Consider the following 14,201-nt stretch of genomic DNA (forward strand, 5'->3'; position numbering starts at 1 on the left):
GCTGGATCTCCTGGGAGGACATTGAATAGTAAGAATATAACCGTTACAACACCAAACAACGTTAGTATTACGTAAAATATTTTATTTAAAATATAGTTAATCAGCTGTTATTTTTTTAGTGTTATTTTAATAACTGACTCTGCATTTTTGTAGGCTTCGTTACCAAGTAATAAAGAATCTTTCAAAACATCCATTCGCTCTATATTATCAGGACTTAAAGCATCTATATCTAATTTCGTAGCAATAGAATCGTTTATAAAATAAAGCGTTTCTTTCTCTATTTTAACTACTGGTTCCACATAAGGTTCTCCAACTTTATGCAAATTTAAATCATCCACATCATTATAATGTTCTTTATCTAAAACCGTACCTTTTGCTAAGGTTAAAATCCCTGGGTTAGAACGCACAATAGTCTTTCCTACTTTCTCATCACATAAATAAAATTCGAAATTTAATCCGTAATCTTTTATGGTTTTCGCCTTTAAATCTTCACCAGAAGCCGTTAAACCAATTACTTGATAACCATTTGCAATGGCTTTATCTGTAGCAATTTTAATGTTTTTCATTCCTTGAACATTTGTGTAATTCAAGTTATAAGCTACAACTACAACTAAGTTATCAACTTGTAAAAAGTGCTGTGTTAGATCTTCGTCTTGACTTTCTATAGAGAAATCGAAAATTTTAGGCTCGTCTGCTTCAACTAAAACTGTTTTTTCATAACCTACATATTCACCATCAACTGTTGGATAATTACCAGATGTTTTAAATTCTTTGTCATCACCATTTACTTTAAAAGTCCACACATATTCCGACACTTCTTTTTGAGCATTTTCTGGCAATGTCATATTAGCAGCAATATTATCGCCCACTTTATAAGCTCTAAAATCCCAAACTGGCAAATGGGTTAATACATGATACCCAAACCATAAACTAAATACAAACCCTAATAATGCTATTATTGTTGTTGGCAAGGTTTTTAGAAATGGTTTAATATGTTTTAAACCTGCTACTAAAATCAAAATTAAAACCAATAAAACCACATCTTTAGCGAAGCTTTCCCAGGGTTTCATTGGAAGAAAATCTCCAAAACAACCACAATCTTTTACGACTTCAAAATAAGCTGCATAAAACGTTAAGAATGTAAAAAAGACAATCATTGCCAGAATAGTATAAACCGTAAATTTGGACTTATAGCCTATTAATAAAAAGATTCCTAGAACAACTTCTAAGACTACAACTACTACAGAAATCCCTAACGCATAAGGCAAAAAAACTGGTAAATCTAAAACTTCTAGACTAAAATACTCTTGTAATTTATATGAAAAACCTAACGGATCATTAAGTTTAATCATTCCTGAAAAAATAAATAATCCTCCTACTAAGATTCTACAAATCTGTACTAATATATTCATAATCCGTATTGTTATTGTTATTTTTATTACTAATTCTAGTTACACACTATTCTCCAAGATGAATCATTGCAAAAATGGCATAATTAATCATATCTTGATAATTAGCATCTATACCTTCACTTACAATGGTTTTACCAGAATTATCCTCTATTTGCTTAACACGCAATAATTTCTGTAAAATTAAATCTGTTAAACTACTTACGCGCATATCTCTCCAAGCCTCTCCATAATCGTGATTTTTATCTTGCATTAGTTTTTTTGTTAACGCAACTTTTTCATCATATAAAGCTATTGCTGCGTCCAAGTCTAAATCTGGTTGTTCTACTACACCTTTATCTATCTGCACTAGTGCCATAATACAGTAGTTAATAATACCTATAAACTCTGGTTCCTGACCTTCGTCTACTTTCTGAACATCGTTTTGCTGTAAACCTCTAATTCTTTGAGCTTTAATAAAAATCTGATCCGTTAAACTTGGTAATCTCAAAATACGCCATGCAGAGCCATAGTCTGACATTTTATTTATAAATAAATCACGACAAGTTGTAATTACAGCATCATATTGTTTTGAGGTATTTTGCATAAAATAAATTGATTTTGCGTAAATTTCGCTTAAATAGTTTAAAGTTCAAAGTTAAAGGTTTCAATTTTAATTATTAAGACTTAATTTTGAAAGAATATTTGATATAAATCCACTTTATATATGATCATAAACTGCAAAGGACAACTTGTAGATTTAAAATCACCTAAAATTATGGGGATTTTAAACATAACACCAGATTCTTTTTATGATGGCGGAAGCTACAAAAACGAATCAGAGATTCTTTTACAGGTTGAAAATATGCTAAATAGTGGCGCTACTTTTATTGATGTTGGCGCTTATAGCTCAAGACCTAATGCACCATTTGTTAGTCAGAATGAAGAATTGCAACGTATTATTCCAGTTATTAAGTTATTGATACAACATTTTCCTAGTATTTTAATTTCAGTAGATACATTTAGAAGTGAAGTCGCTAAACAATCTATTAGTCAAGGAGCTGCTTTAATAAACGACATCTCTTCTGGTTTAAGAGATGATAAAATGCTGCAAACCATAGTAGATCTGGACGTACCATATATTATGATGCATATGCGTGGAGACTCATTTTCAATGCAAAAACAAACAGAATATAAAAACATTACAAATGACTTAACTCTATATTTTTCTAAACAAATTTTAGCTTGTCGTAAATTAGGGATTACTGACCTAATTATAGATCCTGGATTTGGCTTTGCAAAAACAACTGAACAAAATTTTGAACTTCTAAATAAACTACAATTATTTAAAACTTTAGATATTCCTATTTTAATTGGAGTTTCTAGAAAATCAATGATTTACAAAACACTAAAAACTTCAGCTAACGAAGCTTTAAATGGCACAACAGCACTACATATGATTGCTCTACAAAAAGGCGCTAAAATTTTACGTGTCCATGACGTAAAAGAAGCAGAAGAATGTATTAGTCTCTTTAATGCTACTTTTAATAACTGATAAATCATTATATTAGATTTTTAACCTTAACTTTTTTATGAATTTAGATATTTTAGATAACATTCTTAACTTATCTGTTATAGATTTTATAGACGTTGCACTTGTGGCAACACTACTTTACTATGTGTATAAGTTAGTAAAAGGAACTGTTGCTATAAATATTTTTATAGGAATTGTAATGATTTACGTTATCTGGAAAATTACTCAGGCATTACAAATGCAATTATTAAGTAATATTCTAGGAGGCTTTATTAGCGTTGGAATGTTTGCTTTAATAGTTGTTTTTCAGCAAGAAATTAGAAAGTTTTTACTAATGTTGGGCTCTACTAATTTCGGAAACAAACGCAATTTTTTAAAACAATTAAAATTTTTAAAAACCGAAAACAAACTCACAACAGACATAGATGTAATTATTTCTGCATGTAAGAAAATGAGCTTATCTAAAACAGGTGCTTTAATAGTTTTAGAACGCAATAACAATTTAGATTTTTTAGCTGAAACTGGCGACAAAATGAATATTGCTGTAACACAACCCATTATAGAAAGTATTTTCTTTAAAAACAGTCCATTACATGATGGGGCCATTATAATTGAAGGAAATATTGTAAAAGCAACTCGTGTAATATTACCTGTAAATAACCAAAAAACAATTCCTCAACGTTTTGGTTTACGTCATAGAGCTGCTGTTGGAATAACAGAAAGAACAGATGCAATTGCATTAATTGTAAGCGAAGAAACAGGTCAAATATCGTGTTTTATAAATGCTGAATTTTTAGCTTTTGAGAACACTGAAGAATTAACTAACATATTAAGAACTCAATTAATTTAATAAATAAGAAGAACAACTCACAAAGAGTTGAAAATTTTTAAAACCCATTTTAATGGATTTTAACAACCTTTTACCAATCACAAAAACAAATACCAAGACCATCACAAGTAAACACGCTTAAAATAGCTTTTAATCACTTGCCTAAAAACAAAATAATAGGTTTTAAATATTAATTAGGTGTGTTTTAATAAGAAAAAACTATACATATAAGACACAACTAAATCCTATTTAAAAAATAAAATACAAGGTGTTTAATTTTTATTTTCTAAAAGTGGTACAAATTTAAATTCGCCAAATTCTGTTTTATCAAATTGTTTTAGTCCGGTTCTAACAAAAAGTGTCATAACTTGGACTTTATCTCCAACAGGAATCACCAATCTTCCTCCAATCTCTAATTGTGAAAGTAATGGCTTTGGAACAAATGGCGCTCCAGCTGTAACAATAATAGATTTGAAAGGTGCTAATTCTGGCAAACCTTTATAGCCATCGCCAAAAACAAGTTTTTTAGCTCTATAATTAAGTTTAGGCAAAAATTTACTTGTAATTTTAAACAACTCATGCTGTCTTTCAATGCTATAGACTTTAGCGCCAAGCTCACATAAAACAGCTGTTTGATAACCGCTTCCTGTTCCTATCTCTAAAACTTTATCGCCTTTACAAATTTGCATTAATTCAGTTTGAAAAGCTACGGTATATGGCTGAGAAATAGTTTGATCTGCAGCAATAGGAAATGCTTTATCCTGATAAGCATGATCTAAAAAACTAGAATCCATAAATAAATGACGCGGAATATTAGCTATGGCCTCTAAAACAAGTTCACTAGTAATACCTTTATCGACAAGTACTTTCACCAATTTCTGACGTAAGCCTTTATGTTTTAATGTATCTTTCAACTTAAAAATAATTTTAGATAAAAATACATATTAAACTAATAAGTGAAAAACAAAAAAATGTAATTTATATCTTAATAAAAAAAGCTTTATTTTTCTATTAGATTCTCTAAATATAATCCGTTAAAATACCTAAATTTGAAAAAAACGTAATAATATGCTAAAAGCAGGAGTTTTAGGTGCTGGACATCTTGGCAAAATTCATTTAAGGTTACTTAATGAATCTAATAAATATAATCTAATTGGGTTTTATGATGCTAATCCTGAACACGGAAAACAAATTGAATCAGAATTTGGTTATAAATATTTTAATTCAATTGATGATTTAATTGACGCTGTAGAAGTTGTGGACATTGTTACACCAACTTTATCTCATTACGATTGTGCTAAACAAGCCATAAAAAAAGGAAAGCATATTTTTATTGAAAAACCAATTACGAATACGGTTGAAGAAGCAGAAAATCTTCGTGCGTTAGTTGCAGAACATAACGTAAAAGGTCAAGTTGGACATGTAGAACGTTTTAACCCTGCATTTAAAGCTATAAAAGATCAATTAGACCAACCAATGTTTATAGAAGCACATAGATTGGCTGAATTTAACCCACGTGGAACAGATGTTCCTGTGGTTTTAGATTTAATGATTCATGATATAGATGTTATTTTAAGCGTTGTACAATCTAAAGTAAAAAACATCTCTGCAAGTGGCGTTTCTGTGATAAGTGATACGCCTGATATTGCAAATGCACGTATAGAGTTCGTAAACGGATGTGTTGCTAACTTAACTGCAAGTAGAATTTCTTTAAAAAATATGCGTAAAACACGTTTCTTTCAAAAAGATGCTTACATATCAGTTGACTTTTTAGAGAAAGCTTGCGAAGTAGTAAAAATGAAAGATGCTCCTGAAAACCCAGGTGATTTTGATATGATTCTTCAAAATGCTGAAGGCATAAAAAAACAAATCTATTTTGCTAATCCAGAAGTACCTGCTAACAATGCTATTTTAGATGAGCTTGAAACGTTTGCAGACGCTATAAATAATAACACAACACCAGTAGTTACATTACATGATGGAACTGAAGCTTTACGTGTTGCAAGTATGATTATTGACCAGTTTTAAACTATTCACTTAAATAAATAAAAACATACGATTAGTAATTTCTATAAGACTTTATAACTAATCATTAAAGACTAAAAAAAATGAAAAACATAGCAGTAATTGGTGCAGGAACAATGGGTAATGGAATTGCTCATACATTTGCACAATCAGGATTTAAAGTACAATTAATAGATATTAGTGACGCATCTTTAGAACGCGGAATGGCTACCATTTCTAAGAATTTAGACAGAATGGTTTCTAAAGAAAAAATAACTGAAGCAGAAAAAGCAAATACGCTGTCTAATATAACAACACATACAAATACAGAGTCTGGAGTTAAAAATGCTGATTTAGTCGTTGAAGCAGCAACAGAAAACAAAGATTTAAAACTTAAAATATTTAAGCAACTAGATGACGTTTGTCCAAAAAACACCATTTTAGCTACAAACACATCTTCAATTTCTATTACAGAAATTGCTGCAGTTACAAAAAGACCAGAAATGGTTATAGGAATGCATTTTATGAATCCTGTACCAATTATGAAATTGGTGGAAATTATTCGTGGTTATAGTACTTCAGACGAAGTAACTAAAACTATTATGAATTTATCTAAAACTTTAGGAAAAACACCTACAGAAGTTAATGATTATCCTGGTTTTGTCGCTAATCGCATTTTAATGCCAATGCTTAACGAATCTATTGAAACATTATACAATGGCGTTGCTGGTGTAAAAGAGATAGATACAGTTATGAAACTAGGAATGGCGCATCCAATGGGTCCATTACAATTAGCAGACTTTATTGGTCTAGACGTTTGTTTATCAATTCTAAACGTAATGTATGATGGATTTAAAAACCCTAAATATGCACCTTGTCCTTTATTAGTAAATATGGTTATGGCTGGTAAATTAGGCGTTAAATCTGGCGAAGGTTTTTACGATTATTCTGAAAGTAGAAAAGCTGAAAAAGTTTCTAAACAATTCGCATAAATAGTTATCGGTACTCAGTCTTCAGTTAACAAAAATTGAAGACTGAAGACTGAAGACTGAAGACTGAAATCATGGCCAAAATAATCCCTTTTAAAGCAGTTAGACCTACAAGAGACAAAGTTAGTTTGGTAGCTTCTAGATCTTACCAAAGTTACTCTCCGGACGAAAGAGATTCTAGAATGGATTATAATCCGTTTTCATTTTTACATATTGTAAACCCAGGTTATAAATACGATCAAGAAATTTCTGGAGAACAACGTTATAAACTTGTTAAAAACAGATACTTAGAATTCAAAGAAGATAAAGTTTTTATTCAAGATAAAAAGCCATGTTATTATATTTATAAAATTATAGATAGAGATCATCAAGTTTTTAATGGAATTATAGCAGCCGCCAGCGTAGAGGATTACAAAAATAATATTATTAAAAAGCACGAAGACACAATTGCGTCTCGCGAAAATACATTTAAAGATTATTTAAAAACTGTTGGCTTTAATGCTGAGCCTGTTTTAATTACTTATCCAAAAAACAAAAACATAGAACAAGTGATTTCCAAAACTCAACAAACTAGAGCTGAGTTTGAATTTACAACAACTTATAGAGACACACATTATTTGTGGTTGGTTACAGAACAGATTGACATAGACACAATTCAGCAATCATTCTCTGAAATAGATAACTTATACATCGCAGACGGACATCATAGAAGTGCCTCTTCTTCCCTTCTTTGCGAGAGTTTAAAAAATAAAAACAATAACCATACAGGAGAAGAAACTTATAATTATTTTATGAGTTTCTTAATAGCAGAAGATGAGTTACAAGTCTATGAATTTAATAGATTAATAAAAGATTTAAATGGATTAAGCAAGGAAGCCTTTTTAATTCAGTTAGATGAAGTCTTTAGAATAGAAAACCGTGGTAATATGCCATACAAACCATCTAAAAAAAATCATTTTAGCATGTATTTAGATGGCGAATTTTACTCGTTATATCTTAGAAAAACCGATTTTGAGTTTAACACAGCTTTAGACAAATTAGATGCGCATATTTTGTATAAAACTATTTTAAAACCTATTCTTGGAATTAATGATTTAAGAAAAAGCACTAAAATAAGTTATAGTAGTGGTAAAAAAGATTTTGTCTATTTAAAATCTGTAGTAGATTCCGGAGAGTTTAAAGTCGCTTTTGGAATGCTGCCAGCAACTATCGAGCAAATTAAAAACATTTCGGACGAAGGTTTAACAATGCCACCAAAAAGTACGTACATACAACCAAAGCTAAGAAGTGGTGTAGCTATTTATGAGTTTTAAACAAAAAGAGGTTAGCATCTAAAACTATTCTTGATTACATATAGTTAAACAAAATGAGCATCACAAAAAATCTACAAAACATAAAATCTAAATTACCGGAATACGTTACGTTAGTTGCTGTAAGTAAAACTAAACCTGTAGCGGATTTACAAGAAGCTTACAACACAGGACAACGCATTTTTGGGGAAAACAAAATCCAAGAAATGGCAGAGAAATTTCAGGTTTTACCAAAAGATATTTCTTGGCACATGATTGGTCACGTGCAAAGCAATAAAGTAAAATATATGGCTGAGTTTGTGGATTTAATTCACGGTTGTGACAGCTTTAAATTGCTTAAAGAAATAAACAAACAAGCAAAAAAACACGATAGAGTTATAAACTGCTTACTTCAGCTAAAAATAGCAAAAGAAGATACTAAGTTTGGAATGAGTCCAGATGATGCCTCTACATTACTTCAATCTGAAGAATTTGCAGATTTAAAAAACATTAATGTAACTGGTGTTATGGGAATGGCAACTTTTACAGATAATCAAAATCAAGTAAAAGAAGAGTTCAATACTTTAAAATCAATTTTTGATGAGTTAAATTTAATAAAAACAAACAACAGCACATTCCAAACTATAAGTATGGGAATGAGTGGCGATTACAAACTAGCAGTAGAATGCGGTAGCACAATGGTTCGTGTTGGAAGTAGTATATTTGGCAGCAGAAATTATAATTAACAATTGAACAGGAAAACTTGTACGCAATAATAGACATAGAAACTACTGGTGGAAAATTTAATGAAGAAGGCATTACTGAAATTGCCATTTATAAATTTGATGGTCATGAAATAGTAGATCAATTTATAAGTTTAGTTAATCCTGAAAAAGCCATTCAACCCTTTGTAGTTAATCTTACTGGAATAAATAACAAAATGCTTATAAATGCCCCTAAGTTTTTTGAGGTTGCCAAACGTATTGTAGAAATTACACAAGATTGTATTTTTGTTGCTCACAACACATCATTTGACTATAGAATTTTACGTACCGAATTTAGACGTTTAGGTTTTGAATTTGAAAGAAAAACCTTATGTACTGTTGAGTTATCTAAACAACTAATTCCAGATATGCCTTCATACAGTTTAGGCAAACTAGTTAGAGCTCTTGGAATTCCAGTAACAGACAGACATCGCGCTTCTGGAGATGCTTTAGCTACTGTAAAACTTTTTAAATTATTATTAAACAAAGACACAGAAAAAACTATAATTACAGAAGCTCTAAAAACAAAACCAAAACATCAATTAGAACCAAAACTATTAGATATATTAGACACATTACCTAATAAAACTGGTGTTTATTACATTCATAACAAAGAAGGTAAGATTATATATATTGGTAAGAGCAAAAACATAAAAAATAGAATTAACCAACACTTTACAGGAACTACAGCTAAATCTAAAAAAATACAAATTAACGTATCCAATGTTACTTTTGAAGTTACAGGAAGCGAGCTAGTAGCACTTTTAAAAGAAAGTGAAGAAATAAAACGTAACAAGCCACTTTATAATCGTGCGCTTCGAAAAAGACTTTTCACAACAGGTTTATACCATGAAACCGACAAAAACGGTTATATAAATCTAAGTATTGACAAGGCTGATGGTAGAAGACGAAATATTACGACTTTTACGAATAAACAAAACGGTAAAGCTTTTCTAGAAAAAATAGTAGACGAGTTTAATTTATGTCAAAAACTAACAGGATTATACAATAGCAAAACCAGTTGTTTTAGGTATGAACTAGATAGCTGTTTAGGTGCTTGTGTAAAAGAAGAAACAACAGAAAGTTATAATCTACGTGTCAATCAATTTTTAAAAAAACACAGTTATAAGAATAAAAATATGGTTATTCTAGATCGCGGACGTGATGTGGATGAACGTAGTGCTATCCTAATAGAAAATGGAGAATTTAAAGGCTTAGCTTTTATAAGTTTAAATTATCAAATCACTAAAATTGATATTTTAAAAACACTTATTACTCCTATGGAAAACAATAAAGATAGTCAGCACATTATTCAATCCTATTTAAGAAAGTATCCGAAACTTAAAATTATAACGCTTTAATTGGATTAATTTTAACAAAAAGACTAACTTTGAGTTAATGGCACACCAAAACAAACAGTTAACCTGGAAAGAAAAGCTTCACGAAATAATTTATGAAGCAGATACTCCTGCTGGAAAAGCATTTGATCTTATATTATTAGTTTTTATTTTAGCAAGTATTGCACTTGTAATGCTAGAAAGTGTTAATGAAATTGATAAACAATATCACGATTTAATAAATATTGCAGAATGGGTAATAACTATACTTTTCTCTATAGAATATATTGCAAGAATTATTACTGTAGAAAAACCACTTAAGTATATTTTTAGTTTTTATGGCATAATAGATTTGTTATCAACTATTCCAAAATACCTTACTTTTGTTTTTGGAGGAGCTCATGCACTAGTTACTTTAAGAGCATTACGTCTACTAAGAGTATTTAGAATTTTAAAATTAGCACGTTATTTAGGTGCATCTAATCAATTAAAAGATTCAATAATTGCTAGTCGAGTAAAAATATTAGTATTCTTATTTGCCGTCTTAGTATCTTCAGTAATTTTTGGGTCTATTATGTATTTAGTAGAAGGCGAAGAAAATGGCTTTACTAATATTCCCAAAAGTGTCTATTGGTGTATTGTAACACTTACTACGGTTGGTTTTGGAGATATTGCTCCACAAACACCTTTAGGACAATTTATAACATCAATAATAATGATTTTAGGTTATGGAATTATTGCTGTTCCTACAGGTATTGTATCTGCAGAATATGTAAAAAGCAGCAATAAAGAAAAAGACAAAAAAAGAATAAAAGAACTTAAAAAGGAAATTATTAGCGAAGTGTATCCTCAAGTCCAATTAAACACTCAAGTTTGTTCTAAATGCCACGCAGAAAATCACTCTGATGATGCAGATTTTTGTAGAAAATGTGGAAACGGTTTACATTAGGTTATGAGTAATACAAAAACCTTAATCTCAGTTGTTGGTCCTACTGCTATTGGAAAAACTAGCTTAGCAATTAAATTAGCTAATCATTTTGACACAGAAATAATTTCGGCAGACTCTAGACAGTTTTTTAAAGAAATGAGTATTGGTACTGCTGCTCCTACTTTAGATGAATTAAACCAAGCCAAACACCATTTCATACATAACAAATCTGTTTTTGAAAGTTATAACGTTGGAACTTTTGAAAAAGAAGCTCTTAAAATGTTAGAATATTTATTCAAACATAACGATACAGTAATTATGGTTGGTGGCTCTGGTCTATATGTAAATGCTTTAACCAAAGGCTTAGATGATTTTCCAGAAGTTGATTCTTCTATTCGTGAAACACTAAACCTTCAGCTTATAAATAATGGTTTAGAAACTTTACAACTTCAACTTAAAAAATTAGATATTAAGAGTTTTGAAACTATAGAAATTGCAAATCCAAAGCGTGTAATAAGAGCTTTAGAAATTTGTATTGGTAGCGGAAAACCATATTCTAGTTTTCTTCAAAAAAACAAAAGCAGTCGTAATTTTAAAGTTATAACTTTAGGAATTACAGCAGACAGAGACATTATTTATGATAGAATAAATCGCAGAGTAGATATTATGATGGGTTTAGGCTTGTTAAATGAAGTAAAACAACTTGAATCCTACAAAATGCTAAACAGCTTAAACACAGTTGGCTATAAAGAGCTTTTTAAGTATCTTGATAAAGAATGGACTTTAGATTTTGCTGTCAGTGAAATTAAGAAGAACTCTAGGCGTTTTGCTAAAAGACAATTAACATGGTTTAAAAGAAACACTGAAACTATTTGGGTTGATTACAAAGAAGATTTTAAACTGGTATTGGACAAGATAAAAAGCTATGAAACAGCAAATAAATAAATTACAAGATGCATTAAATCATTTTGAAACAAGTAATCCTTCTATCTCTAATAGAGCTGTGGATTGGCATATTGACCATTGTATTAGAATTATTGTTGGTGTTTGCAGTCAATTAAAAAAAAGTGACCCAGAAACATTTAAAAAAACATTTAATCTAAAGCGTGCTTTAATTTTAAAAAGTGGCTATATACCAAGAGGAAAAGCCAAAGCACCAAAACACGTAAATACACTAGATATAATTAATAAAGAAGAAGTAGTTTCTTTGATAAACAAATCAAAATCAAGTGTTCAGGAAATTAAAGGTTTGCCAAAAAAAGCTTTTTTTTCACATCCTTTTTTTGGAGACCTTAACTTAAAACAAACTAAACGTTTTTTAGAAGTACACACTAATCATCACTTAAAAATTATTGATGATATTATTAGTAGCAAAAAAGTATAATTACTTATGAAACGTTTTATAAAAAAACTCTCTTTATTTATTTTACCTTTTATAATTATTATAATTGTTATTCAGTTCTTTGATTTTTTTAAGATTTACGCAGATTATCCAGATTACTTTAAAAATAATAGAATTTCTAAAAACAGAACTGTAATTGCAACCAAAACCTTTTTTAAATATAAAGATTCTATTCCTTATAATACATTTACTTTTGGTAACTCAAGAGCACAAGCTTACAAAAACTCTAGTTTAATTAAACATTTTGGAAAAAAAACAAAACCATTTCATTTTGATTCTGATGGTGAATCTCTTTATGGAATTTATAAAAAAATAGAATTTTTATCTTTAAACAAAGCTAACCTAACTAATGTAATAATAATTTTAGATGCGTCCACTTTATCGGTTACAAAACAAAGAAATGCCTACAACTATATAAATCCGCCAGAGTTTAAAGATGTTTCACAATTTAAATTTTACTCTACATTTATTCAGGCCAGCTCTAATATTAAATTAATTACCGCATTAGCAGATTATAATATATTTAAAACCAAAAGAGACTACATTAATAAATGCATTTTAACTGTTAAGTACTTTGATCACTATGACCCTTTTACTTTAGATTGTAGTTATAATAACGAAATAGCATTGAAAAAGGATTCTATTTTATATTACAAAAAAGATTTTTCGAAACGCAAAAGCTACATAAAACCATATATAGAACCTACAAAAAAACATACAGATTTATTTCAAAAAATAAATCGTATTCTAAAAACTAACAAGAGTAATTATACTATTATAGTTTCACCTTTATATAATCAAAACCCAATAAACAAAGAATATTTAACACTTTTAAATGATATTTTTGGATTTGAAAATGTTTTTGATTTTTCTGGAAAAAATCAATTTACAGAACATGTTGGTCATTACTACGAATGGAGTCACTACAAACCTTTTTTAGCAGAACAATTACTAGATAGTATTTATAAAAAAAGAGCCTCTTATTAGAAACTCTTTTTTTATAAATACTAAAATGAATAGTAATTAAATTAGTTATTAATAACTAACCTAAATCCTTCTCCGTGTATATTTAAAATCTCTACTTTCTCATCTTTTTTAAGATACTTACGCAGTTTTGCAATATAAACATCCATACTTCTAGATGTAAAATAATTATCATCTCTCCATATTTTTGTTAAAGCTAGCTCACGAGGCATTAAATCGTTTACGTGTAAAGCCAACAAACGTAATAATTGATTTTCTTTAGGAGACAATTTTTCTGGCTCTTCACCTTCATAACTTAAAAACCTTAATTTAGAATTCAATTCAAAGCCTCCAATAGTAAACATAAACTCAGCACTATCAGCTACCGTATCCTTAGTTTTACGTTGTATAATAGCATTAATTTTCATTAATAAAACTTCGCTATCAAATGGTTTATTTAAATAATCGTCTGCACCAACCTTATAACCTTTCAAGACATCTTCTTTCATTGCTTTAGCAGTAAGGAAAATAATTGGTACTTCTTTATTTTTCTCTCTAATTTCTTTAGCTAATGTAAATCCATCTTTATAAGGCATCATTACATCTAAAATACACAAATCAAAATCATTTTTTTTGAATTTTTCGAAACCTTCCATACCATTTTTAGCATGAGTAACATCGTAATCATTCATCATTAAATAATCTTTTAAAACAATCCCAAAATTTGGATCATCTTCTACTAGTAATATTCTTTTTAATTGCTTTTCCATAGTC

Annotated in this window: 15 protein-coding genes; 11 read left to right on the forward strand and 4 right to left on the reverse strand. The window is 29.4% G+C overall.

The window, feature by feature from the left end:
• Nucleotides 1-107: 107 nt before the first annotated feature.
• The gene (locus ACFDSN_RS05455) at nt 108-1,412 is read right to left on the reverse strand and encodes a BT_3928 family protein (protein WP_375238826.1); all 1,305 of its coding nucleotides are present in this window, start codon (nt 1,410-1,412) and stop codon (nt 108-110) included.
• 46 nt (nt 1,413-1,458) lie between these two features.
• Nucleotides 1,459-1,995 carry a DUF1599 domain-containing protein gene (locus ACFDSN_RS05460; protein ID WP_375238827.1) on the reverse strand — a complete coding sequence of 179 codons (537 nt, stop codon included), beginning with the start codon at nt 1,993-1,995 and terminating at the stop codon, nt 1,459-1,461.
• A gap of 120 nt (nt 1,996-2,115) precedes the next feature.
• On the opposite strand from ACFDSN_RS05460, the gene folP reads away from it, so the two are divergent.
• Both folP and cdaA read left to right on the forward strand, forming a co-directional pair.
• Nucleotides 2,116-2,943, forward strand: coding sequence for a dihydropteroate synthase (folP, locus tag ACFDSN_RS05465; protein ID WP_375238828.1), 828 nt, complete (start codon nt 2,116-2,118; stop codon nt 2,941-2,943).
• Between the two features lie 37 nt (nt 2,944-2,980).
• Nucleotides 2,981-3,772 carry a diadenylate cyclase CdaA gene (gene cdaA, locus ACFDSN_RS05470; protein WP_375238829.1) on the forward strand — a complete coding sequence of 264 codons (792 nt, stop codon included), beginning with the start codon at nt 2,981-2,983 and terminating at the stop codon, nt 3,770-3,772.
• Between the two features lie 251 nt (nt 3,773-4,023).
• On the opposite strand, the gene ACFDSN_RS05475 is transcribed toward cdaA, so the two are convergent.
• Nucleotides 4,024-4,665, reverse strand: coding sequence for a protein-L-isoaspartate(D-aspartate) O-methyltransferase (locus ACFDSN_RS05475; RefSeq protein WP_375238830.1), 642 nt, complete (start codon nt 4,663-4,665; stop codon nt 4,024-4,026).
• Between the two features lie 154 nt (nt 4,666-4,819).
• Between ACFDSN_RS05475 and ACFDSN_RS05480 the strand changes: the two genes are divergently transcribed.
• From ACFDSN_RS05480 to ACFDSN_RS05520, 9 genes are all read left to right on the forward strand, one after another.
• A complete protein-coding gene (locus ACFDSN_RS05480; RefSeq protein WP_375238831.1) occupies nt 4,820-5,779 on the forward strand; it encodes a Gfo/Idh/MocA family protein in 960 nt (319 codons plus the stop codon).
• Nucleotides 5,780-5,859: 80 nt separating this feature from the next.
• Nucleotides 5,860-6,747 (forward strand): 3-hydroxybutyryl-CoA dehydrogenase, encoded by an 888-nt coding sequence (locus ACFDSN_RS05485; protein WP_375238832.1) that lies wholly within the window; start codon nt 5,860-5,862, stop codon nt 6,745-6,747.
• Nucleotides 6,748-6,818: 71 nt separating this feature from the next.
• A complete protein-coding gene (locus ACFDSN_RS05490; protein ID WP_375238833.1) occupies nt 6,819-8,057 on the forward strand; it encodes a DUF1015 domain-containing protein in 1,239 nt (412 codons plus the stop codon).
• Nucleotides 8,058-8,110: 53 nt separating this feature from the next.
• A complete protein-coding gene (locus tag ACFDSN_RS05495; RefSeq protein ID WP_375238834.1) occupies nt 8,111-8,779 on the forward strand; it encodes a YggS family pyridoxal phosphate-dependent enzyme in 669 nt (222 codons plus the stop codon).
• 17 nt (nt 8,780-8,796) lie between these two features.
• A complete protein-coding gene (locus ACFDSN_RS05500) occupies nt 8,797-10,158 on the forward strand; it encodes an exonuclease domain-containing protein (protein WP_375238835.1) in 1,362 nt (453 codons plus the stop codon).
• Nucleotides 10,159-10,195: 37 nt separating this feature from the next.
• Nucleotides 10,196-11,083: an ion transporter gene (locus ACFDSN_RS05505; RefSeq protein WP_375238836.1), complete on the forward strand. Its 888-nt coding sequence runs from the start codon at nt 10,196-10,198 to the stop codon at nt 11,081-11,083.
• 3 nt (nt 11,084-11,086) lie between these two features.
• Nucleotides 11,087-12,007, forward strand: a complete 921-nt coding sequence (miaA, locus tag ACFDSN_RS05510; RefSeq protein ID WP_375238837.1) for a tRNA (adenosine(37)-N6)-dimethylallyltransferase MiaA — start codon at nt 11,087-11,089, stop codon at nt 12,005-12,007.
• Nucleotides 11,988-12,446, forward strand: a complete 459-nt coding sequence (locus ACFDSN_RS05515; RefSeq protein ID WP_375238838.1) for a DUF1569 domain-containing protein — start codon at nt 11,988-11,990, stop codon at nt 12,444-12,446. Before miaA ends, ACFDSN_RS05515 begins: the two co-directional genes overlap by 20 nt.
• Nucleotides 12,447-12,452: 6 nt before the next feature.
• Nucleotides 12,453-13,451: a hypothetical protein gene (locus ACFDSN_RS05520; RefSeq protein WP_375238839.1), complete on the forward strand. Its 999-nt coding sequence runs from the start codon at nt 12,453-12,455 to the stop codon at nt 13,449-13,451.
• Between the two features lie 41 nt (nt 13,452-13,492).
• Here ACFDSN_RS05520 and ACFDSN_RS05525 read toward each other — a convergent pair whose 3' ends face one another.
• Nucleotides 13,493-14,197, reverse strand: a complete 705-nt coding sequence (locus tag ACFDSN_RS05525) for a response regulator transcription factor (RefSeq protein ID WP_375238840.1) — start codon at nt 14,195-14,197, stop codon at nt 13,493-13,495.
• Nucleotides 14,198-14,201 lie beyond the last annotated feature (4 nt).

Origin of the sequence: Aurantibacter sp., from assembly GCF_042094015.1 — a bacterium.
GTDB lineage: Bacteria > Bacteroidota > Bacteroidia > Flavobacteriales > Flavobacteriaceae > Aurantibacter.

What these genes read in the sequence shown, in the direction of transcription:
- ACFDSN_RS05455 (WP_375238826.1), bottom strand. Translation starts at nt 1,412, where the DNA reads ATGAATATATTAGTACAGATTTGTAGAATCTTAGTAGGAGGATTATTT.
- ACFDSN_RS05460 (WP_375238827.1), bottom strand. Translation starts at nt 1,995, where the DNA reads ATGCAAAATACCTCAAAACAATATGATGCTGTAATTACAACTTGTCGT.
- folP (WP_375238828.1), top strand. Translation starts at nt 2,116, where the DNA reads ATGATCATAAACTGCAAAGGACAACTTGTAGATTTAAAATCACCTAAA.
- cdaA (WP_375238829.1), top strand. Translation starts at nt 2,981, where the DNA reads ATGAATTTAGATATTTTAGATAACATTCTTAACTTATCTGTTATAGAT.
- ACFDSN_RS05480 (WP_375238831.1), top strand. Translation starts at nt 4,820, where the DNA reads ATGCTAAAAGCAGGAGTTTTAGGTGCTGGACATCTTGGCAAAATTCAT.
- ACFDSN_RS05485 (WP_375238832.1), top strand. Translation starts at nt 5,860, where the DNA reads ATGAAAAACATAGCAGTAATTGGTGCAGGAACAATGGGTAATGGAATT.
- ACFDSN_RS05490 (WP_375238833.1), top strand. Translation starts at nt 6,819, where the DNA reads ATGGCCAAAATAATCCCTTTTAAAGCAGTTAGACCTACAAGAGACAAA.
- ACFDSN_RS05495 (WP_375238834.1), top strand. Translation starts at nt 8,111, where the DNA reads ATGAGCATCACAAAAAATCTACAAAACATAAAATCTAAATTACCGGAA.
- ACFDSN_RS05505 (WP_375238836.1), top strand. Translation starts at nt 10,196, where the DNA reads ATGGCACACCAAAACAAACAGTTAACCTGGAAAGAAAAGCTTCACGAA.
- miaA (WP_375238837.1), top strand. Translation starts at nt 11,087, where the DNA reads ATGAGTAATACAAAAACCTTAATCTCAGTTGTTGGTCCTACTGCTATT.
- ACFDSN_RS05515 (WP_375238838.1), top strand. Translation starts at nt 11,988, where the DNA reads ATGAAACAGCAAATAAATAAATTACAAGATGCATTAAATCATTTTGAA.
- ACFDSN_RS05520 (WP_375238839.1), top strand. Translation starts at nt 12,453, where the DNA reads ATGAAACGTTTTATAAAAAAACTCTCTTTATTTATTTTACCTTTTATA.
- ACFDSN_RS05525 (WP_375238840.1), bottom strand. Translation starts at nt 14,197, where the DNA reads ATGGAAAAGCAATTAAAAAGAATATTACTAGTAGAAGATGATCCAAAT.